Genomic DNA, 23,063 nt, shown 5'->3' with positions numbered 1-23,063 from the left:
GATCAGTGCAGATCGTCAGGGACTTTTTGATACCGTTTTCAATCAGAGCCGGTGGGCTTCTGCGGCAACTGATCAAACGTGCCGGAAGCCTTTGGTAGCGCCGGTGCGGTTTGCACGCTCTGGCCGCCGTGGAAGACCGGATCCTGTGCCACTTCCTTGATGCCGTTGATGCAAAACTGCATACCCATGCAGACCAGCAGGAAGCCCATGATGCGGGTCATGGCGTCGATGCCGGTGGCACCGAGGATCTTGCAGACCGGATCCGCCAGCTTCAATACTCCCCAGCTGATCAGGCTCATCAGGGCAAACGCCGTTACCACACCGGCGTAGATGGTGATGCGGTTGTACTCGTCAGGCAGCTCGGCAATCTGTGCTGCTCCGCTTATTACCAGCGCCATGGTGCCCGGCCCGCACATGCTGGGCATGGTGAGCGGTACGAAGGCAATGCTCTGGTTTATATCGACCCCGCTCTGCTGGCTGGGGGCGGGGAACAGCATGCGAAAGCCGATAAAGCCGATGATGAGGCCACCGGCCAGGCGCAAGCCCGGAATGGAGATCCCGAACAGATCCAGGATCGAGGATCCGATAAAGAAGGTGATGCAGAGGGTGCAGAACAGATAGATGGCGGCCAAATTGACCTGACGGCGCACGTGTTCGCGCGACATCCCCTTGCTCAGCCCCAGCAGCAGGGTGGCCGTGGTGGGCGGGTTGACCATGGGCAGCAGCGCCAGCAAGGTGAGTAATACGACCTGAAAGAACATCTTGAGCCTCGGATAAAGAGTTTGAAGTCATGGGGCGATGCGGGTGGCAGGCCCCAGAGGGAGGCTATCTTATGCTGGCGAAACTGAATATAAGCAGTACAAAAAAGCCCCGGCAGATACCGGGGCTTGTTGTTCGAGTCAGGCCGCTTGCGGCGCTTGCTGCTGCCGGATGGCCCGTTGCTGGAACCAGAGCCAGAGACCGATGGCGAAACCCAGCACCGACAGGCTCACCACATAGTGGGAGGGGGCCAGCATGTCGCTCTTCATCCAGAGGGTCACCGCCATCGGGGTGAGGCCGCCGAAGATGGCGTAGGCCACGTTGTAGGAGAACGACAGACCGGAGAAGCGCACCACCGGCGGGAAGGCATTGACCATCACGTAAGGCACGGCGCCGACAATCCCGACCGCAAAGCCTGCCAGCATGTAGAGCGGTACCAGCTGGCTCGTACCGGCCGCCAGACCGTGATAGAAGGCGTAGCTGGAGCCCGCCAGCAGCAGGGAGCCGAGCATGAAGGTGAGACCGCTGCCCAGCAGGTCGATCAGTCGACCATAGACGATGCAGCCGAGGGTCAGGGCAACGATCGCCAGCGAGTTGGCGGTCAGGGCGTCAGCCGGGCTGATGCCATAGACCTTCTGCAGATAGGTGGGGGTCATCAGGATCACCACCACGATACCGGCGGAGAGCAGCCAGGTGAGCAGCATGGAGACCACCACGCTGCTCTTGTGGTTGCGCAGTACCGACTTTAGGGGGAGCTCATCGGCCAGGGTCTTGTTGGCTTTCATCTCGGCGAAGACCGGGGTCTCGTGCAACCAGCGACGCAGGTACATGGCGACGATGCCGAAGATACCGCCCAGCAGGAAGGGCACTCGCCAGCCCCACTCGCTCACTTCGGCTGGTGTCAGGCTCTTGTTGACCGCAGTGGCGATGAGGGAGCCAAGCAGGATGCCGGCCGTCAATCCCGCCGTGAGCGTGCCGCAGGCGACCCCGACTCGACGGGCAGGGACGTGCTCGGCGACAAACACCCAAGCGCCCGGCACTTCACCGCCGATGGCGGCGCCTTGCAGGATCCGCAGTCCCAGCAGGGCGATGGGGGCGCCGATACCGAGCACCGCATAGGTGGGCAGCAGACCGATCAACAGGGTCGGCAGCGCCATCATGATGATGCTGAGGGTGAACATCCGCTTGCGACCGATGAGATCGCCAAAGTGTGCCATGATGATGCCGCCAAGCGGGCGGGCCAGATAACCGGCTGCGAAGATGCCGAAGGTCTGGAACTGGCGCAGCCACTCGGGAATATCTGCCGGGAAGAACAGCTCGCCGATGACCACGGCGAAGAAGACGAAGATGATGAAGTCGTAAAACTCCAGCGCGCCGCCGAGGGCAGCCAGGCTCAGGGTTTTGTAATCCTGTCGATTGAGGGGGCGGGCGTGATCGTGCTGTTGTGTGCTTGTGGTCATATCCGTATGTTTCCCATCGGTTTTTTTAGTTATTGTCACCCCGGACAAGGGGCATATACAGGTGATCGAGAGTATGCTGCCTGCCTCTTGTGTGTAAATCGCGCAATTCGCAACACTGTCTTGCATCTTTTTGGGGCAATCCGAGTGCCCCGCTGGCGGAGGAATGATGGAAAAGAAACGGGTACTGCTCTCCTGGAGCAGCGGCAAGGATTGCGCATGGGCACTGCATCAGTTGCGGCAAGATCCCGCCATCGAGGTGGTGGGGCTGTTTACCACCCTCAATCAGGCATTCGAGCGGGTGGCGATGCACGGGGTGCGCAAGCAGCTGTTGACCGAGCAGGCCGCCTGCGTCGGGCTGCCCCTCATCACCATCGATCTGCCCTGGCCCTGCAGCAACGAGGATTACGCCCGCATCATGACCGGCTTTATCGCCGATGTGGTGGCACAGGGGATCCGCCATATGGCCTTTGGCGACTTGTTTCTTGAGGATGTGCGCGCCTACCGTGAAAAGCAGCTGGCAGGCACCGGCATCGAACCACTGTTCCCGCTGTGGGGCAGCAATACCCGTGAACTGGCACCGCAGATGGTGGCCGCTGGGTTGAAGGCGCGGATCAGTGCTCTCGACCCGAACAAGCTGGATGCCAGCCTGGGGGGGCACAATTTTGACGAGGCACTGCTGGCGGCGCTGCCGGAGGGCGTTGACCCATGCGGCGAGAACGGCGAGTTTCACACCCTGGCCTATGATGGCCCCATGTTCTCCCGTCCGCTCGGCATTCGGGTCGGCGAGACAGTGGTGCGCGACGGCTTTGTCTTTACCGATCTGCTGCCAATCAAGGATTAATTATAGGGCGTCAAATGCTCCCTTTTGCAGGAGCATTCACAGATTTGAAGGGCGGGAAGGGGGCACTATTGGCCCCCTCTTTTGATTGAAGATGACAAACTGCCTTATGAAACACATCTCTCGTCCGGCGCTGCTTGCCTCCTTGCTGGCTGCTGCCCTCTCTCTGCCTGCTGTGGCGGGTCAAGCCGCTACCGTTCAGCCGATCCCTGCCGGTATCACCACCGTCACCTTGGCCCAGCAGGCGCCGATCCACTGGGTGTCGGTGGAGCAGATTGCCAAGAGTCTTGATGGATTGCCCCCGATGGCGGTCGGCTTCGACATCGACGATACCCTGCTCTTCTCCAGTCCGGGTTTTTATCGCGGCAAGCAGGAGTTCTCGCCCAACGACGAGAGCTATCTGAAGAACCCTGCCTTCTGGGAGAAGATGAACAATGGCTGGGATGCGTTCAGCATGCCGAAAGAGGTGGGCAAGGCGCTCATCGCCATGCACCTCAAACGCGGTGACCACATCTATTTCGTCACCGGCCGCTCGGCCACCAAGACCGAAACCGTGAGCCAGACCTTGCAGCAGACCATGAATATTCCGGCCGACCAGCTCAATCCGGTGATCTTCGCCGGTGATCAGCCGGGCCAGAACACCAAGGTGCAGTGGCTCAAGGATAAGCAGATGAAGCTGTTCTACGGCGACGCCGATGGGGATATCAAGGCAGCGCAGGAGGTCGGCATTCGCGGCATTCGTCTGCTGCGGGCCGCCAACTCCAGCTATCGGCCACTGCCGTTGGCAGGGGCGCTGGGGGAAGAGGTGATCATCAACTCCCAGTTCTGATCCGGAGTGGATCCATGCAAAAGGGCGGGGCCATTGGCACCCGCCCTTTTTGCATCCGTTATCCAGCTCGGGTCAGTCGTCTGCCCACGGCATCTCGGGCAGGCTGTCGAGGAACTCGCCGTAACGGGTCAGATTGAAGGGGCCCTGATCGGCCTCCATCGCCATCAGCTCGGCTCCGAGGGCGCAGGCAATATATTGCAGTGCCTCTTCCCTCGGGGTGCCCTTCATCACCAGCCGCATCAGAGTCGCCTTCACATGGGGCGGGTGACCGTCGTTGAGCTGGTTCTCCACCATCTCCAGCAGCGCGTCTTCGTCAAAAAATTCCTGAGTGTCGTTCATGGGATATCCGCAACAGTGAATGTGGCGGCCAGTATAGCCTGAATGTGACTAACACCTTGAATGACCAGCGAATAAACAATCTGATGGGGAGGCCATTTGTTACCCATAATTAGGAGGAGTTTGCCAAGGCAAACAGGTTGGAACACAGATAACATGGATGGACACGCCTATGCCCACGATAGATTCCCTGCTGGCCGAGCCCAAGCTACTGCCCCAGATCCCGGAAGTGATGCGCGATTTGATCCAGACCTTCAATGAAAAGGATCCGGATCTGCTCAAGATCAGCAAGTTGATCAACAAGGACCCTGTCATCTCCGCCAAGTTGCTGCGCCTGGCCAACTCGGCCAAATTCGGCAGCAGTCGTCAGATCGGCACCGTCAATGAAGCCGCGGTGCGGCTTGGATTGGCGATGGTGCGCAACATGGTGCTGGCCTGCGGGCTCACCGAATCGGTCACTGCGGTGCCCGGCATTGACCTCAAACATTTCTGGGGTTGCGTCTTCAACGTGGCCGAGCTGGCCCGTCGTCTGGCGGTGAAGAAGGGGATGAAGGGGGATGAGGTCTTTACCTGCGCCCTGCTCTACGATCTTGGCCGCTTGGTGATGCACGTAGGCCTGCCGGAAAACACCGTCCACCACATTCACGATCTGGAGCTGCACAAGGGACGGGCCAAGGCGGAAGAGCTGGTGGTCGGCTTCAACTATGCCCAGGTCGGGGCGGCCATGGCACGCTACTGGAAGTTCCCCGAGACCATCAGCAATGCGGTGGAGTATCACTACAACCCCATGCTGGCCAAGGAGTTCTCCGCCGAGGCCGGGTTGATCCATCTGGCGATCGTGCTGGCTGCGCAATCCGATGTGGGGGAAGAGGCGCCACCCGAGTGGCCCCACAAGGTGGCAGATGCGCTGGGGTTGAGCTGGGCCGATTGCGCCGCCCAGTTCACTGCGCTGCGCGAGCAGGGTAATGGCTACGCTGGGTTGCTGGCTGCCTGAGCCCGTTTATCCCATCTCATCAGGGGCCAACGCGGCCCCTTTTTCATGGCCGATGGTGCCACAGGCTTGCCAGCCCGGGAGTGACGGGGCACTCTTTGCCCTTCACTTTTTGTTTGAGAGCCCTTGCCATGATTGCCTCCTCCCGTCTGATCCTGCGCGAAATGATCGTCACCGACGCCCCCTTCATCCTTGAGCTGCTCAATGACGGCGACTTTTATCGTTACATCGGCGATCGGGGCATTCGCACCTTGGAGCAGGCGCAGGAGTATATCCAGCAGGGGCCGGCGGTCAGTTATGCCCGCTATGGTCACGGACTCTATCTGGTGGAGCGCAAAGAGGACGGTGTCAGCCTCGGTATCTGCGGTTTGATCAAGCGAGATACCCTGGAGCAGGTCGATATCGGTTATGCCTTCCTGCCGCAATATCGCGGTCAGGGCTACGCCATTGAAGCGGCGCAGGCCGCCCTTGCCGATGGCAAAAGCCGGTTGGGGATCGGGCAGGTAGTTGCCATCGTCACCCCGGGCAACGAGCGATCCATCGGCCTGTTGGCCAAGCTGGGGCTGGTGCGCAGTCGACTGCTCAAGTTGAGCGAAGATGCTGATGAGTGCCTGCTGCTGGAGCAGTGATCAAGGTCAGAGAGCTGAAAAGCAAATGGCGAGGTAGCTGTCAGGCTGAGTGACAAGCAAGAGGCTGGATCTGGCTAAAGGCGTGAGAGAAGCAAAGAGGCCGCCGTGAGTTGCGGCCTGTCTGCATCGGGCGCTGCCGGAGGGCAGGCAGGATCAGTTGAGGTCTTCGATGGAGAACTCGCCAGCGATACCATCACAGGAGATGGCGAAACCGCCGCTGAAGCGGGTGCTGAACTGGATCAGAAACGCATCATTGTCGTGCTCTTGCACAGGCAGGTTGATGGGTTTGCTGCGACGCAGGGGCTTGTGTGTTTGTACTGCTTTCATCATGGTATTTCTCTATATAAATTAAGTGTTTGCTCCTTGTATTGGCAAATGTCAGGTCAATGGGCGCGGTCGATTGGGTGAACGACAAGCGCGCAGGAATACCCAGCCCGGTTAAGGGGCGTCTGCACTTTCAAGGAATATGCTGATGCATAAATCAAATAGGGTGGGCAGATCGGGTCTGCACCGTGAGAGCCGGGCAACGCAGGCAGACAGCCTGACGGTTCTCAAGGCGAGTAAATCAGAAGAAGGTTATGCGGGTACTGGCAGGATTCATCGTGAGGTGAAGCATTGCAGGGCAAACATAAACAGGCTGATTAACTAGCCGACGCGCATTCTCTCCTCGAAATGAATAAAAAGCAAACAATAATTTGCCGATGTTGAAGTCCGTACGCTTTTTCCTCTGTGTAATCAAGGTGCTATCAGCAGCAAATATTCGCAACTATCCGCCATAACAAGAGGGCTCCCGACGGGAGCCCTCTCTCATTCTGCAATCAGCACAGTGGGCCGACTCAGTAGTCGCCACAGGCCTTTTTGGCAGCCGTGATCATCGGGGTGATGGTCATGCCTTGCACCACGATGGAGAACATCACCACCGAGTAGGTCATCACCAGGATGACCTGACGCAGGTCGACGCCATGTTCCGGGATCATCATGACGCCGGAGGGGAGTGCCAGTGCCATCGCCATGGCCAGACCACCGCGCAGGCCACCCCAGGTGAGGATCCGCACCGAGAAGGTGTTGTAATTGCGGAATCGGCGGAAAGCCACATAGGGCAGCGACACGCTGATAAAGCGGGCGCCCAGGCAGAGCGGCACCGCAATGACCAGCAGGATCCAGTCACGCCAGGCGAGATCCAGCAGTACCAGCGCCAGACCGATCAGCAGGAACAGCAGGGCGTTGAGGAACTGGTCCATCAACTCCCAGAAGTGATCCAGGTGATGGCTGCTCTGCTCGGAGAAGCCGGAGTGACGGGTCCAGTTGCCGATCATGATGCCGGTGACCACCATGGCCAGTGCGCCGGAGACGCCGATCATGTTGGCAAAGGCAAAACCGGCGGTCGGGATGCAGAGGGTCAGCAGCAGCTCCAATGAACCGTCGTCGGTGGCGCTGATCATCACGTGGGCGATGAGGCCCAGCACGGCGCCGAACAGGATGCCGCCGAGGGCTTCGTGCAGGAACAGACCTGCCACGCTACCGAAGGTGGGCTCGACCCCGCCAAAGGCGACGGCAAACACGGTGGCGAAGATGACGAGGCCAACACCGTCGTTGAACAGGGATTCCCCTTCGATCTGGATGGCGATCTGGGGTGGCGCTTTCATCTTCTTGACGATGGCCAGTACGGCAATCGGGTCAGTGGGGGAGATCAGCGCGCCGAACAGCATGCAGTAGACCAGCGGCAACTCCCAGCCCAGCAGCTTGGCGATAAACCAGAAGCCGTAGCCGATGAGGAAGGTGGAGAGCAGGGTGGCAATGATGGCCAGAATGGTGATCTCCCACTTCTGGCTACGCAGCGCCTTGAGGTTGATGCCAAGGCCACCGGCGAACAGCAGGAAGCCCAGAATCCCCTTCAGCAGGAAGTTCTGGAAGTCGATGCTCTCCATGGTCTTGACGGCAAGAGGTTCCAGGTTGAACCAGCCCAGTTTGCCAAACAGCACCAGCAGTGCGGAGATCAGCATGGAGCCCGCAGTAATGGCGATGGTGGTCTGGATCTTCACAACATACTGGTTGGCAAAGGCGATAAAAATCGCCAACGCTGCCAGAAAACAGAGTGTGTAGTAGACGCTCATAGTTATTTTTTTCTCGTTGGTAGACAGCAAGCACGTATCCCTATGCAGGACGGGCATAGGTTACTCTCGGGCCCTATGTTACTCATTACCCATAAATGAGTATATGGTGGCGCATTTGGACTGATAGACGGCTAGATTTCCATTTTATTTGTTTGCTGTTAGGATGCTGTTTACGCAGTTGCATGGATGTAAGAGGAACACGCGGTGTCGAACGTAATGTCGAGCAGAGAGCCGAGCAAGCAGTCGGACGTAACAAAGAAGCTGGAAGCCTGCCTCAGGGAGCGGATCCTGATCATCGACGGGGCCATGGGCACCATGATCCAGGGCTACAAACTCGGTGAGGCGGATTATCGGGGTGAGCGGTTTGCCAACTGGCATACCGACATCAAGGGCAACAACGATCTGCTGGTGCTGACCCGTCCGGCGGTGATCCGCGAGATCCACGAGCAGTATTGCGCTGCCGGGGCCGACATTCTCGAGACCAACACCTTCAACGCCACTCGCATCGCCATGGCCGATTACGAGATGGAAGAGTTCTCGGCCGAGATCAACCGTGAAGCCGCCCGTCTGGCCCGCGCCGTGGCAGACGAGTGGACGGCAAAAGATCCCGCCAAGCCGCGCTTTGTGGCAGGGGTTCTGGGTCCCACCAACCGCACTGCCTCCATCTCGCCGGATGTGAACGATCCCGGCAAGCGCAACGTCACCTATGACCAGCTGGTGGCCGCTTACACCGAATCGACCCACGCCCTGATCGAGGGCGGCGCCGACATCATACTGATCGAGACCATCTTCGATACCCTCAACGCCAAGGCCGCCGCCTTCGCGGTGGAAGGGGTGTTCGAGGCGCTGGGCTACAGCCTGCCGGTGATGATCTCCGGCACCATTACCGATGCCTCCGGTCGTACCCTCTCCGGCCAGACCACCGAAGCCTTCTACCACTCCCTGCGCCACGTAAAACCGGTGTCGTTCGGCCTCAACTGTGCGTTGGGACCCGATGAGCTTCGCCAGTATGTGGAGGAGCTGTCGCGCATCAGCGAGACCCATGTCAGTGCCCACCCCAACGCCGGTCTGCCCAATGCGTTCGGCGAGTACGACCTCGATGCGGGTGAGATGGCGGAGCATATCCGCGAGTGGGCCCAAAGCGGCTTTCTCAACCTGGTCGGTGGCTGTTGCGGTACCACCCCGACCCATATCCGCGCCATGGCGGACGCTGTGGCGGGCATCAAGCCGCGTGTGCTGCCCGAGCTGCCGGTGGCCTGCCGCCTGTCGGGCCTCGAGCCCCTGAGCATCACCCCCGAGTCCATGTTCGTGAACGTGGGGGAGCGCACCAACGTCACCGGTTCGGCCAAGTTCAAGCGGCTGATCAAGGAGGGGCTCTACGACGAGGCGCTCGATGTTGCCAAGCAGCAGGTAGAGAACGGCGCCCAGATCATCGACATCAACATGGACGAAGGGATGCTGGACGCCGAAGCGGCCATGGTGCGCTTCCTGAACCTCATCGCCGGTGAGCCGGATATCGCCCGGGTGCCGGTGATGATCGACTCCTCCAAGTGGGAGGTGCTGGAAGCGGGCCTCAAGTGCGTGCAGGGCAAGCCGGTGGTCAACTCCATCTCCATGAAGGAGGGGGAGGAGAAGTTTATCCAGCAGGCGAAACTGCTGCGCCGTTACGGCGCAGCCGTCATCGTGATGGCGTTCGATGAGGTGGGTCAGGCCGACACCCGCGCCCGCAAGTTCGAGATCTGCCAGCGTGCCTACCGGATCCTGGTGGATCAGGTCGGTTTCCCGCCGGAAGACATCATCTTCGACCCCAATATCTTCGCGGTAGCGACCGGCATTGATGAGCACAACAACTACGCGGTGGACTTCATCGAGGCGGTGAAGGACATCAAAACGCACCTGCCCCACGCCATGATCTCCGGCGGCGTCTCCAACGTCTCGTTTTCGTTTCGCGGCAACGAGCCGGTGCGCGAAGCCATTCACGCCGTCTTCCTCTACCACGCCATCAGGAACGGTATGGACATGGGGATCGTCAACGCCGGCCAGCTCGCCATCTATGAAGACATTCCGGCGGAGCTGAAAGAGAAGGTCGAGGCGGTGGTGCTCAACCTAAATGACAACGCTACCGAAGAGCTGCTGGCCATCGCTGAGAAGTATCGCGGTGCCGGTGCCCAGGCTGAGGATCCGCGGGATCAGGAGTGGCGCAGCTGGCCGGTGGGCAAGCGGCTGGAGCACGCGCTGGTCAAGGGGATCACCGACTTTATCGAAGAGGATACCGAAGAGGCACGCGCTGGTGCCGAGAAGCCGCTGCACGTCATCGAAGGGCCGCTGATGGATGGCATGAACGTGGTGGGCGACCTGTTCGGAGCGGGCAAGATGTTCCTGCCGCAGGTGGTGAAATCGGCGCGGGTGATGAAGCGGGCAGTGGCCTATCTGCAGCCCTATATCGAGGCGGAAAAGTCGGGCGGCTCCAGCAACGGCAAAATCGTGCTGGCCACCGTGAAGGGGGACGTGCACGACATCGGCAAGAACATCGTCGGGGTGGTGCTGCAGTGCAACAACTTCGAGATTGTCGACCTCGGGGTCATGGTCTCCTGCGAGACCATTCTCAAGACTGCGCGGGAGGTCGGCGCTGATATCATCGGGTTGTCGGGTCTCATCACCCCGTCGCTGGACGAGATGGTGCACGTGGCCAAGGAGATGGAGCGTCAGGGCTTCAAGCTGCCGCTGCTGATCGGCGGTGCCACCACCTCCAAGGCCCACACTGCGGTGAAGATCGAGCAGAACTACTCGGAGCCTGTGGTCTATGTCTCCAATGCCTCCCGCGCGGTGGGGGTGGCCCAGAGCCTGCTCAGCCCGGATCTGAAGGAGGCATTTGTCGCCCGTATCGACAAGGAGTACGAGATCGCCCGGGATCAGCATGCCCGCAAGCAGCCGCGCTCCCGCCCGGTCAGTCTGGCCCATGCTCGCGCCAACCGACACCAGCTGGATTGGGTTGGCTACCAGCCCCCCAAGCCCCGCGAGCTCGGGGTGCAGAAGTTCGAAGATGTGGCCATTTCGGTGCTGCGCCCCTACATCGACTGGACGCCGTTCTTCCTCAGCTGGGAGCTGGCGGGCAAGTATCCGCGCATCCTCGAGGACGAGATCATTGGCGAGGAGGCGACCAAGCTGTTTGCCGACGCCAACGCCATGCTGGATCAACTGGAAAAGGATCAGAGTGTGCGCTGCGCCGGGGTGATCGGCCTGTTCCCAGCCAACGCGGTAGGGGACAGCATCGAGGTCTACAGCGACGAGTCGCGCACCGAGGTCATCAAGGTGCTGCATCACCTGCGCCAGCAGAGCGAGAAGCAGGGCTTCCCCAACTACTGTCTGGCGGACTATGTGGCGCCGAAAGAGAGCGGCAAGCCCGACTGGATCGGCGCCTTCGCGGTGACCGGCGGTATCGGTGAGGAGGCCATCGCCAAGGCCTACAAGGCGCAGCACGATGACTACAACGCCATCCTTATTCAGGCGGTGTGCGACCGTCTGGCCGAAGCCTTTGCCGAGTATCTGCACGAGCAGGTGCGCAAGGTTCATTGGGGTTATGCTCCCGACGAGGCCCTCAGCAACGAGGAGCTGATCCGCGAAAACTATCAGGGCATCCGCCCGGCCCCCGGTTATCCGGCCTGCCCGGAGCACACCGAGAAGGGGAGCATCTGGGAGCTGCTGCAGGTGGAGCAGGCCATCGGCATGCAGCTCACCGAATCCTACGCCATGTGGCCGGGGGCGGCGGTGTCGGGCTGGTACTTCTCCCATCCCGAGAGCAAATACTTCGCGGTGGCGCAGATCCAGCAAGATCAGGTGGAAGATTACGCCGTTCGCAAGGGGATGACGCTGGCCGAGGCCGAGCGCTGGTTGGGGCCAAACTTGAACTGATTTCCGCGTGACATCGGTTGATCTTTAACGAGAAACGGCGGCATCCTTGCTCGGGTTGAACAACCTGCACAGAGCCGCCGTTTAACCTGTTGGCCACAGTGATGTGGTAGCGTGCGGTTTGGTGTGGTTTGTCTTGTTGTCAGGATAAACAATTGGCGTTGTCTTGGCGCTGTGGCACCTTATACTCTCCCGCCCCATCCTGCCCAGGCACAGCCTTCTAGCGGAATTGTCATGAAGATCGCCATTTTATCCCGTGAGCCGAAAAACTACTCCACCCGCCGTCTGGTCGAGGTGGCACAGGCGCGCGGTCATCAGGTAGAGGTGCTCGACACCCTGCGCTGCTATATGAACATCGCTTCCCACAACCCCTCCATTCACTACGAGGGTGGGGAGCTGGGAAGCTATGACGCCGTGATCCCCCGGATCGGGGCCAGCATTACCGCCTACGGCACCGCCGTGCTGCGCCAGTTCGAGATGATGAACACCATGGCCCTCAACAGCTCGGTGGCCATCAGCCGTTCCCGCGACAAGCTGCGGGCGATGCAGCTGCTCTCCCGCCACGGCATCGGCCTGCCCATCACCGGCTATGCCCACAGCACCCACGACGTACCCGACCTCATCACCATGGTGGGCGGGGCGCCGCTGGTGGTGAAGCTGCTGGAGGGAACCCAGGGGATAGGCGTGGTGCTCTGCGAGACTCAGAAGGCCGCCGAGAGCGTGATCGAGGCTTTCATCCAGACCAACAACAACATTCTGGTGCAGGAGTATATCCGCGAGGCCAACGGCGCCGACATCCGCTGTCTGGTGGTCAACGGCAAGGTGGTGGCGGCGATGCGCCGTCAGGCCCAGCCCGGCGAGTTTCGCTCCAACCTGCATCGTGGCGGCACCGCCGAGGCGATCAGGATCACTCCGGAAGAGCGCGCAACCGCCGTACAGGCCGCCAAGATCATGGGGCTGGATGTGGCGGGGGTGGATATCCTGCGCAGCGCCCGTGGCCCGCTGGTGCTGGAGGTCAACTCCTCCCCCGGCCTGCAAGGGGTGGAAGCCGCCTCCGGCAAGGATGTGGCCGGCAAGATCATCGAGTTTCTCGAACTCAAGGCGAGCCGCAAGAACAAACCGGCGGAGTGAGCCGCGGGCTTGCATCCGTCAGATAAAAACAGGGCGCCCTCGGGCGCCTTGTTGCTATCTGGCTGGTGCCGAAGTTCCCTCACCCTAGCCCTCTCCCAAAGGGAGAGGGAACTGTTCGGCGGCGATCATCGCCAGCCTTGCGCTAAATACGCCATCCTCGAGCCGGGTGTCGATCTGCCAGCCCAGCTTCTCGCAGATACGCTGGATGATGGTGAGGCCACAGCCGTAGCCGAGGATCTGATCCGGCGCCGCTGCCGTCGGGTTGCTGATGGTGAGCACCGGGCCACACAGCTCGATGTCGATATGTCCCTCGGCATAGCTCAGGGCATTTTTCAGCAGGTTGCCGAGGGCGATGGCGAGCAGGGAGAGGGGGGCGTTTACTTCGCTGCTCTCGTCCAGATTAAGCCGGATATCGAGGGCCTCCCGCTGCAACAGCGGAGCGAGGCGGGCCAGCTCCTGACGGATCAGCGGGGTGACCTGCTGCAGCGGGCGCTCCACCGCCTCCTTGCGGCCCAGCAGCAGGAAGGTCTCGGTGAGCAGCGCCATCTCGTCGGCGGCGGCGCGGATACGGGTGGTGGCGCGGGCGGCCGGTGCGGGCAGATCCGTCACCTTGCCGAGCAGGGCCGCCGAGCCCTGGATCACCATGTTGGGGGTGCGCAGCTCGTGGCTGGCGAAGCGGCTGAACTCCTGCTCGCGGGCAAATACCGCGGCCACCTCCTGTTTGCCGGCCAGCAGCGCCAGCTCGATATCTCGCAGCTCCTGCCAGGGGGCATCGGGCTCGAAATCCGCCTGATCCGGGGTGAGGTGGGCGACCCTCTGTTGCAGCCGTTGCAGCGGTCCTGTGATATGGCGCACCAGCCAGATGCCGAAGCCGAGGCAGCCCAGCAGCAGCGCCAGCCCGATCAGCCGGGTCGCCAGATGCAGCTTGTCTTCGTAGGGGTCGAGGTAGTCGTCAGCGTCGTCGTTGAACACCAGATAGAGCAGTCCCTCGCCGGAGGGGTGACGGGCCACCAGAAAGTGTTTGTCCTCCTTGCCCAGCTGGTGCTCGAAAAAGCCGGGAGTCTGGTAGGGCTTCAACCACTTAGGCAGGCGGCCCGCCTCGGTCCAGTAGCTGGAGAACTGTCTGGGGCTCGGCGCGGCCGCCGCCGGGCCGAGTCGCAGCCAGTCATCGCTGTAGCGGGTCACTTCGGCTTCCAGCCAGTGGCGCAGGCTCAGCTCTTCCATCTTGTCTTCGGCCACCAGCATCAGGCCGGAGAGCAGGATCAGCAGCACCACCCCGGCGCCGCCGAGCGCCATGATCAGGCGGCGGCGCAGGCTCGGCAGGCTCATGCGCTCACCAGTCGGTAGCCCTGACCGTGCAGGGTTTCCAGCATGGGAGTGGGGAAGGGCTTGTCGAGCGCGTTGCGCAGGGCGTAGATATGGCTGCGCAGGGCATCGGAGTCGGGCTCCTCATCCCCCCAGACGGTGTCGAGTACCTCCTGGCGGCTGACGATGGCGGGGGCGCGGCGGGCCAGCAGAGCGAGGATTTGGAACGGGATCTTGCCGAGCTTGAGGGGCTCACCGGCACGGGTGGCGCGGCCGCTGGCGACATCGACCGTCAGATCGCCAAAGCTGATGGCCCCCACATCGCCGCGCGGGCCGCGCAGGCTCAGAGCTTGCAGCCGTACCTCCAGCTCCTCCATGGCGAAGGGCTTGACCAGATAGTCATCTCCTCCCGCCTTGAAGCCTGCCAGCTTGTCCTCCAGGCTGTCGCGGGCGGTGAGAAACAGCACGGGAGTGGCAATCCCCTGCTCGCGCAGGCGCGCCACCGTGCTGAGGCCATCGAGGCGCGGCATCATCACATCCATGATGATGACGTCGAAACGCTGCTCCTCCAGCAGTTGCAGCGCCGCCTGACCGTGATAGGCACAATCGAGGCGGTGACCGGCCAGCTCCAGATAATCCATGATGGTTTCCGCCACCTGAGGATTGTCTTCCACTACCAAAATCTTCATGCTTTGCTCTCCTGGTTGGTGAGCGTTTCACGCTCTTTTCACACCGGATTCGGCATCCTGTTTGCCAGTGTAACCCCGAGGATCCCTGATGAAGAAGTCTCTCTGCGCCCTCCTGCTGTTGATCTTGTTGCCACTTGGCACCGCACAGGCGACCGAATTCAAACTGACCGGCCGCACTACCTGGCAGCTTGGTCAGTTGATGGTCAACGGCATGCCGTTCGTGATCGACGACCAGACCCGCTTCAAGGATTGGCTCAACGAGGATGATCTCGGCGGCACCTGGGTCGAGATGAAGGGGGTGGTGGAGAACGGCGTGCGCTATGTACGCAAGGTCGAAGCCCTCGACGAAGATGACAAGGACGAGATGGATCTGGAGGGGCCGGTCGAAGGGGGGCGGATCTGGGGCTACACCACTTCGGATAACAGTCTGGCGCCGTTTGAAGGGCGCTGGCTTGAGCTGGAGTGCAAGTTTGACGGCATGCGCCTGAGCCGCTGCCGTGAGGATGACTGATCCGATCTCTGCGTTCCGATTAGAAATGCTCCCGAATGAAGCCCATGCTTGTCCAGCATGGGCTTTTTGTTCAGGGACGAACGAAGATGGAACAATCGAGAAAGTGGTGTGCATGGATGCTGGGTGTACCGCTCTGGGCGGTGCAGGCGGGAGCCGACGAATTGTGGCTGGTGGAGCTGGAGCACAGCGACGGCATCCGCCTGCAATTTCAGGGGGCCGAGGTGGAGCAGGGCAGTGCCGCCGTCTGGCGGCAGGGGGAGATTTGGCCACAGCCACTCAAACCCGGCGACCTGCTCGCCCTGCTGGTGGCCGATGGCGTTGCCACCCGCATTGAGCTGCTGGCCGCAAGAGCTCCGCTGGCCAATCAGCCATGGCAGCGGGCGCAAGATCGCCTGCAATCCTTCGATGACCGGCAGCTCACGCTGGCAACCCTGGGCACAGTGCCACTCAATCCACAGGTGCGCTGGGTCAACGGTTCGGCCGCCGATCTGCATGCCGGGAGCGAGCTGATATTGATCCGTTCGGCGGATGGAATATTGCAGGGAATTGAAGTGATCAATCCGGAAGATTAATTCAGCATCTTCTTATTTAATATGGTTTCACCATATTGTGGCAGCCATTAAATAATGACTGTCACAATATTTATGATTTATTCCTCAATAAAGTCATCGCTCTAATTATTTTCCTGTATCACCATTATTTTGTTTGTCATGGATGTTTTTTGGTGGTTTATTTTATTTGTGTCAGGTTTTGTCGGAGTCCATACCTGTCAAATGAAAAAGGATATTTCTACACAATAACAATTATCGTATGTCTGAAAGAGGGATAAATGATGAATAGAATAATTACCGCCAATCTGGCGTTTTTGGCGTCTTCATTGATGCTCGCTCAGGTGCAGGCGGCTGAACCTGTCTACCCTGATCAGGTCCAGTGGGCGGGTCTTGGCACGGGCGTCTGTGCCAGTGGCTACCGTCCTCTGACCCGCGATGAAGCCATGAGTATCAAGGGTAATCTGGTCAGCCGCATGGGGCAGTGGCAGATCACCGGGCTGGCGGATCGCTGGGTGATTATGGGGCCTGGATATAATGGCGAAATCAAACAGGGCACTGCCGGAGAAACCTGGTGTTATCCCAATTCACCGGTTTCCGGAGAAATACCAACACTCTCTGATTGGAATATTCCGGCGGGTGATGAGGTCGATGTGCAATGGCGTCTTGTCCACGACAATGATTATTTTATCAAACCAGTCAGCTATCTCGCTCATTATTTGGGATACGCCTGGGTGGGTGGAAATCATAGCCCCTATGTCGGGGAGGATATGGATGTTACCCGGGTTGGCGATGGCTGGCTGATAAAGGGAAATAATGACGGCGGCTGCTCCGGATATCGTTGCGGGGAGAAGAGCTCTATCAAGGTAAGCAACTTCTCATATACCCTGGAACCCGACTCCTTCAGCCATGGTCAGGTCACCGAGAGCGGCAAGCAGCTGGTCAAGACCATCACGGCCAATGCGACCAACTACACCGACCTGCCCCAGCAGGTGGTGGTGACCCTGAAGTACGACAAGGCCACCAACTGGTCGAAGACCGACACCTACAGCCTGAGCGAGAAGGTGACCACCAAGAACAAGTTTCAGTGGCCGCTGGTGGGGGAAACCGAACTGGCTATCGAGATCGCAGCGAGCCAGAGCTGGGCCTCCCAGAAAGGGGGTTCGACGACCGAGACCGTCTCGGTTGAAGCACGCCCCACGGTGCCGCCTCACTCCAGCCTGCCGGTGCGGGTTGCCCTCTACAAGTCCAACATCTCCTACCCCTACGAGTTCAAGGCCGAGGTCAATTATGACCTGACCATGAAGGGCTTCCTGCGTTGGGGCGGCAATGCCTGGTATACCCATCCTGAGAATCGCCCCACCTGGGAGCACACCTTTGCCGTCGGCCCGTTCCGCGACAAGGCGAGCAGCATCCGCTATCAGTGGGACAAGCGTTATATCCCGGGTGAAGTGAAGTGGTGGGACTGGAACTGGACCATCAGCGAGTATGGTTTGTCGACCATGCAGAATAACCTGGGTCGTGTGCTGCGCCCGATCCGTTCGGCGGTGACCGGTGACTTCTATGCCGAGAGCCAGTTTGCCGGCGATATCGAGATTGGTCAGCCCCAGACTCGGTCCGCGAAGGCTGCCCAGCTGCGCAGTGCCTCTGCCGATGAAGTGGCGCTTACCGGTGTGGATCTGGACAGCGAGGCCCTTGCCAACGAAGGGTTTGGCAATGTATCCCTGACCATAGTTCCGGTTCAATAACCTCCCTCGCAGGCCCCTTTCATAGGGGCCTGTTTCTGCTCTGCGCAAGACGATGCATTTGCCCTGCGCCCCTCGATTTTCCCTCTTTTTCTCCTCTTGTCCCTGCATGATCACAGCGGGAATCTGTGGCTTGCCAAGGGGATGCCAACGCAGGTTTGACCTCTGTTTGGGGTGGCCCCGTGAGCGAGGCATTGTTCACTCATTTGTTGAAAGAGGTGTGTTGGCCAGATTGTTAACGGCTTGTGCTTTAAATTTTCCCCCTTATACTGGCGCCATCTTGTCGGAGTGCTGACCGTCGAACGACGCGAAGCTGAGACCGTTAATTCGGGATCCGTGGAACCTGATCAGGTTAAAACCTGCGAAGGGAACAAGGGTAACTTGCGGGTTACCGCGCCGGAGGAGGAACAAGCCTCTTCCGCTCATCGAAGGGAGCACCCTTGATGAGTCAGGGCGCACAGGAGGGAGTCTGTCCCGTCCGGTTGTCCAGCACGTGGGGCGCCTTGCCCACAGCATGCAGAGAGCAGGAAGTGGTAGAACAGCTGCGCGGAGATCCATCCCACGCGCACTCCCTCCCGAGATAAACACCCCGCCGCAAGTTCATCTTCTCCTCGAACTCCAGACAAGCAAACACCCATAACTTCAACCAGTTAATGTGAGTTTTGCTATGTCTACCAATGTTTCTGATACCACCAAATCCAGCCGTCGCGAGCAGCGCTCCAGCGCTCAGGCCTTTATCGACAGCCTCAAGGGGATGGCTCATCCCAACTCCCGTCGCATTTTTATCGAAGGCTCCCGCCCCGATATTCGTGTTCCCCTGCGGGAGATCCAGCTGGCCGACACCTTCGTCGGTGGCACCAAAGAAGATCCCCGGTTCGAGCCCAACGAGCCGGTGCCGGTCTACGACACCTCGGGCCGTTACGGGGAGGAGGGGGTCGCCATCGACGTGCGCCGCGGTCTGCCGCGCCTGCGGGAGAACTGGGTGCTGGAGCGGGATGACACCGACGAACTGCCGGGGCTCAGCTCCACCTTCACTCAGGAGCGGCTGGCCGACGAGGGGCTGGATCACCTGCGCTTCGAGCATCTGCCAAAGCCGCGCCGCGCCAAGCCAGGTCGTCGGGTTACCCAGCTCCACTATGCACGTGCCGGCATCGTTACTCCCGAGATGGAATTTATCGCCATTCGCGAGAACATGGGTCGCGAGCGGGTGCGCTCCGAACTGTTGCGCACCCAGCATCCGGGCCGCGATTTCGGTGCCCGTTTGCCCCAGAGCATCACCCCCGAATTCGTGCGCGATGAGGTGGCAGCCGGTCGCGCCATCATCCCCAGCAACATCAACCACCCGGAAGCGGAGCCGATGATCATCGGCCGCAATTTTCTGGTGAAGATCAACGCCAACATCGGCAACTCGGCGGTCACCTCCAGCATCGAAGAAGAGGTGGAGAAGCTGGTCTGGTCGACCCGCTGGGGCGCCGACACCGTCATGGATCTCTCCACCGGCCGCTACATCCACGAGACCCGCGAGTGGATCCTGCGCAACAGCCCGGTGCCCATCGGTACCGTGCCCATCTATCAGGCGCTGGAAAAGACCAACGGCATTGCCGAAGACCTCACCTGGGAGCTGTTCCGCGACACCCTGCTGGAGCAGGCCGAGCAGGGGGTGGACTACTTCACTATCCATGCCGGCGTCTTGCTGCGCTTCGTGCCGATGACCGCCAAGCGCCTCACCGGCATCGTGTCGCGCGGCGGCAGCATTATGGCCAAGTGGTGCCTGTCTCACCACAAGGAGAACTTCCTCTACCAGCACTTCCGCGAAATCTGCGAGATCTGCGCCGCCTATGACGTGGCCCTGTCGCTGGGCGACGGTCTGCGTCCGGGCTCCGTCTATGACGCCAACGACGAGGCCCAGTTCGCCGAGCTGCGCACTCTGGGCGAGCTGACCAAGATTGCGTGGGAGTACGACGTGCAGGTGATGATCGAGGGCCCCGGCCACGTGCCGATGCACATGATCGAGCGCAACATGACTGAGCAGCTGGAGCACTGCCACGAGGCGCCTTTCTATACGCTGGGCCCGCTCACCACCGACATCGCGCCGGGTTACGATCACTTCACCTCCGGCATCGGTGCGGCGCTCATCGGCTGGTACGGCTGCGCCATGCTCTGCTACGTCACCCCCAAGGAGCATCTGGGGCTGCCCAACAAGGAGGATGTGAAGCAGGGGTTGATCACCTACAAGATCGCCGCCCACGCCGCCGATCTGGCCAAGGGTCACCCGGGGGCCCAGATCCGCGACAACGCCATGTCCAAGGCGCGCTTCGAGTTCCGCTGGGAGGATCAGTTCAATCTGGCCCTCGACCCCGACACCGCTCGCGCCTACCACGACGAGACCCTGCCGCAGGAGTCCGGCAAGGTGGCCCACTTCTGCTCCATGTGCGGGCCCAAGTTCTGCTCCATGAAGATCACTCAGGATGTGCGTGACTATGCCGCAAAGCTTGAAGCGGTGGAGATCAAGCTGGTCGGTATGGATGGCCAGCAGGAGCAGGTGGTGGCCGAGGTGGAGAGCGGCATGGCCCGCATGGCCGAAACCTTCAAGGAGACTGGCGGCGAGATCTACCATCAGGCTGCGGCGCTGAAACAGGCCGCAGGGGAGGAGGCGTGAGCAGCGCAAGCGGGGCTGTCAGCCCCGCCGATCAGCTGCCTGTGACGGACTCGCGTCCTGTGGTCTGGACTATTGCGGGTTCAGACTCCGGCGGTGGCGCCGGCATTCAGGCCGACTTGCACACATTGCACGACCTTGGCGTGCACGGCTGTTCGGTTATCTCCGCCATTACCGCCCAGAACTCGGTGGCGGTGAAGATGGTTGACCCCGTACTGATGCAGACCTTCACCGCCCAGATCGATGCCCTCGGCGTCGATCTGCCGCCCGCCGCCATCAAGATCGGTCTGCTGCCGACCCGGCTTCACGTTGAGGTGCTGGCCCGCCGACTGGCGGCCATCGAGGCCCCCTTCGTGGTCTACGACCCGGTGGCCATCGCCAGCACCGGCACCCCGATGGCGGAGCCCAATATGCTGGAGGCGGTGCGCGAGCAGCTGTTACCGCGCCTCTCCTTAATCACCCCCAACGGCCCCGAGCTGGAAGCCCTGACCGGCTTGCCGGTCAGCAGCCCCGAGCTGGTGCGCCTCGCCGCCCGCCGTCTGCGCGAACTCGGTGCCCGCGCCGTGCTGGTCAAGGGCGGCCATCTGGAGTGGAGCGGCGATCTCTGCCTCGACTACTACCAGGATGAGACCCGCGAATTCTGGCTGGCGGCGCCGCGCCTCGATACCCGCCATGGCCACGGCACCGGCTGCTGCTACGCCAGCGCCATCGCCGCCGTGGTGGCGCAGGATTATCCGGTAGAGGACGCCATTACCCTCGCTCGTGCCTACTTGCAACAGGGGCTGGCGGCGGCGCAGGGGGTGGGCGCAGGCCCGGGCCCCATCGCCCATCTCGGCTGGCCCGCCGATCTTGCCCATTTCCCCCGCGCCGTGTTGGCAGGCTCAACCCTCGATCGCCGCTTCGGGCTTTATGAAGCGAGCAGCGCCCGCCTGCCGCAGGGCCCCTTCGCGCCGACTGAACACAACCTCGGTCTCTATCCGGTGGTCGATTCGGTCAAGTGGCTGCGCCGCCTGCTGGGGCAGGGGGTCAAGACCATCCAGCTGCGGATCAAGAATCTGCCTGCCGCTCAGGTGGCACCGGCCATTCGCGATGCGGTAGCGCTCGGTCGCCGCCATGGGGCGCGGCTCTTTATCAACGACTACTGGCAGCAGGCCATCGAGGCGGGCGCCTGGGGCGTGCATCTGGGGCAGGAGGATATGGAGACCGCCGATCTCGTCGCCATTCAGGCGGCCGGGCTGCGCCTTGGCATCTCCACCCACGGCTACTTCGAGCTGATGCGAGCGCGCGAGCTGGCCCCCTCCTACATAGCGCTCGGCCATATCTTCCCGACCAACACCAAGGCGATGCCTTCGCGCCCGCAGGGGCTGGTGCGGCTGCATCGCTACCGCGCCCTGATGTGCGACTGGCCGACGGTGGCCATCGGCGGCATCAGCGAGGAGCGGGTGGCGGCGGTCAAGGCAAGCGGGGTCGGCAGCATTGCGCTGGTCTCGGCCATCACTGCCAGCGACGACTGGCAGGGGGCGACCGAGCGGCTGCTGGCGGCCGTGGGGGCAGGGGATGAGCCGCGTTCGGCCACTGTTATACGGGAGGCTGAACATGCGCTCTGATGCTGCTTCTCTTAGTGACAAAGAGTATCTGAGATACGGCCGCCAGCTGATGCTGGCGGAAGTGGGTGAGGCGGGGCAGGCACGGCTCAAGGATAAATCCGTGCTGATCGTGGGCTTGGGCGGGCTTGGCTCGCCGCTCGCCCTCTATCTGGCCGGGGCCGGGGTGGGCACCTTGTGGCTGGCCGATGGCGATACAGTCGATTCCAGCAACTTGCCGCGCCAGATCCTGTTCGATAGCGAGGCAGTCAACCACTCCAAGGCGGAGCTGGCCCGCGAGCGCTTGGCCGCCCACAACCCGCTGGTGGAGCTGATTGCCATCAACCAGCGGCTCGATGCCGCCAGCCTGCCGGAGTTTGTGGCCGAGGTAGATCTGGTGATCGACTGCTGCGACAACCTCGTCACCCGCCAAGCCATCAACGCCGCCTGCGTGGAGCAGGACAAACCCTGGATCTCCGCCGCCGCGGTGGGCTGGCAGGGGCAGCTGATGGCGCGTACCAGCAGTGAGCACGCCTGCTACACCTGCCTCTATCCGCTGGATACCAAGCTCGCCCAGAGCTGCGAGACCAGCGGAGTCACCGGCCCGCTGGTCGGAGTGATGGGCTCTTTGCAGGCGCTGGAGGCATTGAAGCTGCTGCTCGGAATGCCAAGCCCGGCCGCAGGCACATTGCGCCGTTTCGATGCGCTGGCCCATCAGTGGCAGACCCTCACTCTGGCCCCCGACCCCGATTGCCCGGTTTGCGGGCAGCGCCGATGCCCGACACACGATAAGGAGATCACCCCATGACCCTCACCATCCGACTCAACGATAAAGCCCAGTCGCTGACGGCAGGGCAGAGCGTGGCCGACCTGTTGGCGGCGCAAGACGTTAATCCACAGGGGGTGGCGGTGGCCCTCAACGGCGCCGTGCTGCCCCGAGGCCGCTGGGCCGAGACCCGTCTCAATGACGGGGACGAACTTCACCTCTTTACCGCCATTGCAGGAGGCTGATCCATGATGCTTGCGTTCC

General features: G+C 61.2%; 20 protein-coding genes and 1 riboswitch. Of the genes, 13 read left to right on the top strand and 7 right to left on the bottom strand.

Annotated elements, in window-relative coordinates; genetic code table 11:
- Positions 1 to 38: 38 nt before the first annotated feature.
- Positions 39 to 761: a MarC family NAAT transporter gene (locus OKC31_RS14225; protein WP_247823841.1), complete on the bottom strand. Its 723-nt coding sequence runs from the start codon at positions 759 to 761 to the stop codon at positions 39 to 41.
- 138 nt (positions 762 to 899) lie between these two features.
- Positions 900 to 2,219 carry an MFS transporter gene (locus OKC31_RS14220; RefSeq protein WP_247823842.1) on the bottom strand — a complete coding sequence of 440 codons (1,320 nt, stop codon included), beginning with the start codon at positions 2,217 to 2,219 and terminating at the stop codon, positions 900 to 902.
- A 166-nt stretch (positions 2,220 to 2,385) separates the two neighbouring features.
- Between OKC31_RS14220 and OKC31_RS14215 the strand changes: the two genes are divergently transcribed.
- On the top strand, positions 2,386 to 3,060 hold the full coding sequence (locus OKC31_RS14215; RefSeq protein ID WP_113740387.1) for an ATP-binding protein: 675 nt from the start codon (positions 2,386 to 2,388) through the stop codon (positions 3,058 to 3,060).
- A gap of 106 nt (positions 3,061 to 3,166) precedes the next feature.
- Positions 3,167 to 3,886 (top strand): acid phosphatase AphA, encoded by a 720-nt coding sequence (gene aphA, locus OKC31_RS14210; RefSeq protein WP_247823843.1) that lies wholly within the window; start codon positions 3,167 to 3,169, stop codon positions 3,884 to 3,886.
- 72 nt (positions 3,887 to 3,958) lie between these two features.
- Here the strand turns inward: aphA and OKC31_RS14205 are convergent, their stop codons facing one another.
- Positions 3,959 to 4,225: a hypothetical protein gene (locus OKC31_RS14205; protein WP_005348674.1), complete on the bottom strand. Its 267-nt coding sequence runs from the start codon at positions 4,223 to 4,225 to the stop codon at positions 3,959 to 3,961.
- A 169-nt stretch (positions 4,226 to 4,394) separates the two neighbouring features.
- Between OKC31_RS14205 and OKC31_RS14200 the strand changes: the two genes are divergently transcribed.
- Both OKC31_RS14200 and OKC31_RS14195 read left to right on the top strand, forming a co-directional pair.
- Positions 4,395 to 5,216: an HDOD domain-containing protein gene (locus tag OKC31_RS14200; RefSeq protein WP_005357745.1), complete on the top strand. Its 822-nt coding sequence runs from the start codon at positions 4,395 to 4,397 to the stop codon at positions 5,214 to 5,216.
- 128 nt (positions 5,217 to 5,344) lie between these two features.
- On the top strand, positions 5,345 to 5,842 hold the full coding sequence (locus OKC31_RS14195; RefSeq protein ID WP_201992872.1) for a GNAT family N-acetyltransferase: 498 nt from the start codon (positions 5,345 to 5,347) through the stop codon (positions 5,840 to 5,842).
- 153 nt (positions 5,843 to 5,995) lie between these two features.
- Here OKC31_RS14195 and OKC31_RS14190 read toward each other — a convergent pair whose 3' ends face one another.
- Both OKC31_RS14190 and OKC31_RS14185 read right to left on the bottom strand, forming a co-directional pair.
- Positions 5,996 to 6,172 carry a hypothetical protein gene (locus tag OKC31_RS14190; RefSeq protein ID WP_005340085.1) on the bottom strand — a complete coding sequence of 59 codons (177 nt, stop codon included), beginning with the start codon at positions 6,170 to 6,172 and terminating at the stop codon, positions 5,996 to 5,998.
- Positions 6,173 to 6,678: 506 nt separating this feature from the next.
- On the bottom strand, positions 6,679 to 7,956 hold the full coding sequence (locus OKC31_RS14185) for a cation:proton antiporter (RefSeq protein ID WP_021231596.1): 1,278 nt from the start codon (positions 7,954 to 7,956) through the stop codon (positions 6,679 to 6,681).
- 216 nt (positions 7,957 to 8,172) lie between these two features.
- Here OKC31_RS14185 and metH point away from each other — a divergent pair, with 216 nt between their 5' ends.
- Together metH and rimK are read left to right on the top strand one after the other, a co-directional pair.
- On the top strand, positions 8,173 to 11,868 hold the full coding sequence (metH, locus tag OKC31_RS14180; protein ID WP_270657107.1) for a methionine synthase: 3,696 nt from the start codon (positions 8,173 to 8,175) through the stop codon (positions 11,866 to 11,868).
- 231 nt (positions 11,869 to 12,099) lie between these two features.
- Positions 12,100 to 12,996, top strand: a complete 897-nt coding sequence (rimK, locus tag OKC31_RS14175) for a 30S ribosomal protein S6--L-glutamate ligase (protein WP_270657089.1) — start codon at positions 12,100 to 12,102, stop codon at positions 12,994 to 12,996.
- Positions 12,997 to 13,080: 84 nt separating this feature from the next.
- On the opposite strand, the gene OKC31_RS14170 is transcribed toward rimK, so the two are convergent.
- Together OKC31_RS14170 and OKC31_RS14165 are read right to left on the bottom strand one after the other, a co-directional pair.
- Entirely contained in the window at positions 13,081 to 14,325 is a 1,245-nt protein-coding gene (locus tag OKC31_RS14170; RefSeq protein WP_247823845.1) for a sensor histidine kinase, read from the bottom strand.
- Positions 14,322 to 14,990 carry a response regulator transcription factor gene (locus tag OKC31_RS14165; protein WP_019446511.1) on the bottom strand — a complete coding sequence of 223 codons (669 nt, stop codon included), beginning with the start codon at positions 14,988 to 14,990 and terminating at the stop codon, positions 14,322 to 14,324. Before OKC31_RS14165 ends, OKC31_RS14170 begins: the two co-directional genes overlap by 4 nt.
- An 88-nt stretch (positions 14,991 to 15,078) precedes the next feature.
- On the opposite strand from OKC31_RS14165, the gene OKC31_RS14160 reads away from it, so the two are divergent.
- The 7 genes from OKC31_RS14160 (at position 15,079) to thiS (ending at position 23,044) form a co-directional block, all read left to right on the top strand.
- A complete protein-coding gene (locus tag OKC31_RS14160) occupies positions 15,079 to 15,501 on the top strand; it encodes a hypothetical protein (RefSeq protein WP_005340092.1) in 423 nt (140 codons plus the stop codon).
- Between the two features lie 86 nt (positions 15,502 to 15,587).
- The gene (locus OKC31_RS14155; RefSeq protein ID WP_247823846.1) at positions 15,588 to 16,073 is read left to right on the top strand and encodes a hypothetical protein; all 486 of its coding nucleotides are present in this window, start codon (positions 15,588 to 15,590) and stop codon (positions 16,071 to 16,073) included.
- A gap of 260 nt (positions 16,074 to 16,333) precedes the next feature.
- Positions 16,334 to 17,797 (top strand): aerolysin AerA, encoded by a 1,464-nt coding sequence (aerA, locus tag OKC31_RS14150; protein ID WP_247824162.1) that lies wholly within the window; start codon positions 16,334 to 16,336, stop codon positions 17,795 to 17,797.
- A gap of 271 nt (positions 17,798 to 18,068) precedes the next feature.
- A riboswitch (TPP riboswitch) is annotated at positions 18,069 to 18,181 on the top strand.
- 280 nt (positions 18,182 to 18,461) lie between these two features.
- Positions 18,462 to 20,453 carry a phosphomethylpyrimidine synthase ThiC gene (thiC, locus tag OKC31_RS14145; RefSeq protein WP_270657088.1) on the top strand — a complete coding sequence of 664 codons (1,992 nt, stop codon included), beginning with the start codon at positions 18,462 to 18,464 and terminating at the stop codon, positions 20,451 to 20,453.
- Positions 20,450 to 22,057, top strand: a complete 1,608-nt coding sequence (gene thiE, locus OKC31_RS14140) for a thiamine phosphate synthase (protein WP_247823847.1) — start codon at positions 20,450 to 20,452, stop codon at positions 22,055 to 22,057. Before thiC ends, thiE begins: the two co-directional genes overlap by 4 nt.
- Positions 22,047 to 22,841, top strand: a complete 795-nt coding sequence (locus tag OKC31_RS14135) for a HesA/MoeB/ThiF family protein (protein ID WP_247823848.1) — start codon at positions 22,047 to 22,049, stop codon at positions 22,839 to 22,841. Before thiE ends, OKC31_RS14135 begins: the two co-directional genes overlap by 11 nt.
- The gene (gene thiS, locus OKC31_RS14130) at positions 22,838 to 23,044 is read left to right on the top strand and encodes a sulfur carrier protein ThiS (protein WP_045790803.1); all 207 of its coding nucleotides are present in this window, start codon (positions 22,838 to 22,840) and stop codon (positions 23,042 to 23,044) included. Before OKC31_RS14135 ends, thiS begins: the two co-directional genes overlap by 4 nt.
- Positions 23,045 to 23,063 lie beyond the last annotated feature (19 nt).

The sequence above is a fragment of the Aeromonas sp. Y293-4 genome, from assembly GCF_027705905.1.
Classification (GTDB): domain Bacteria; phylum Pseudomonadota; class Gammaproteobacteria; order Enterobacterales; family Aeromonadaceae; genus Aeromonas; species Aeromonas veronii.
This window is presented reverse-complemented; position numbering and strand designations above follow the sequence as displayed.

Coding starts and splice junctions, on each gene's coding strand:
- OKC31_RS14165 (WP_019446511.1), bottom strand. CDS start 14,990: ATGAAGATTTTGGTAGTGGAAGACAATCCTCAGGTGGCGGAAACCATC.
- OKC31_RS14205 (WP_005348674.1), bottom strand. CDS start 4,225: ATGAACGACACTCAGGAATTTTTTGACGAAGACGCGCTGCTGGAGATG.
- OKC31_RS14185 (WP_021231596.1), bottom strand. CDS start 7,956: ATGAGCGTCTACTACACACTCTGTTTTCTGGCAGCGTTGGCGATTTTT.
- aphA (WP_247823843.1), top strand. CDS start 3,167: ATGAAACACATCTCTCGTCCGGCGCTGCTTGCCTCCTTGCTGGCTGCT.
- OKC31_RS14215 (WP_113740387.1), top strand. CDS start 2,386: ATGGAAAAGAAACGGGTACTGCTCTCCTGGAGCAGCGGCAAGGATTGC.
- OKC31_RS14170 (WP_247823845.1), bottom strand. CDS start 14,325: ATGAGCCTGCCGAGCCTGCGCCGCCGCCTGATCATGGCGCTCGGCGGC.
- OKC31_RS14135 (WP_247823848.1), top strand. CDS start 22,047: ATGCGCTCTGATGCTGCTTCTCTTAGTGACAAAGAGTATCTGAGATAC.
- OKC31_RS14200 (WP_005357745.1), top strand. CDS start 4,395: ATGCCCACGATAGATTCCCTGCTGGCCGAGCCCAAGCTACTGCCCCAG.
- thiS (WP_045790803.1), top strand. CDS start 22,838: ATGACCCTCACCATCCGACTCAACGATAAAGCCCAGTCGCTGACGGCA.
- OKC31_RS14225 (WP_247823841.1), bottom strand. CDS start 761: ATGTTCTTTCAGGTCGTATTACTCACCTTGCTGGCGCTGCTGCCCATG.
- OKC31_RS14190 (WP_005340085.1), bottom strand. CDS start 6,172: ATGATGAAAGCAGTACAAACACACAAGCCCCTGCGTCGCAGCAAACCC.
- rimK (WP_270657089.1), top strand. CDS start 12,100: ATGAAGATCGCCATTTTATCCCGTGAGCCGAAAAACTACTCCACCCGC.
- OKC31_RS14155 (WP_247823846.1), top strand. CDS start 15,588: ATGGAACAATCGAGAAAGTGGTGTGCATGGATGCTGGGTGTACCGCTC.
- OKC31_RS14160 (WP_005340092.1), top strand. CDS start 15,079: ATGAAGAAGTCTCTCTGCGCCCTCCTGCTGTTGATCTTGTTGCCACTT.
- aerA (WP_247824162.1), top strand. CDS start 16,334: ATGAATAGAATAATTACCGCCAATCTGGCGTTTTTGGCGTCTTCATTG.
- OKC31_RS14220 (WP_247823842.1), bottom strand. CDS start 2,219: ATGACCACAAGCACACAACAGCACGATCACGCCCGCCCCCTCAATCGA.
- thiC (WP_270657088.1), top strand. CDS start 18,462: ATGTCTACCAATGTTTCTGATACCACCAAATCCAGCCGTCGCGAGCAG.
- metH (WP_270657107.1), top strand. CDS start 8,173: ATGTCGAGCAGAGAGCCGAGCAAGCAGTCGGACGTAACAAAGAAGCTG.
- OKC31_RS14195 (WP_201992872.1), top strand. CDS start 5,345: ATGATTGCCTCCTCCCGTCTGATCCTGCGCGAAATGATCGTCACCGAC.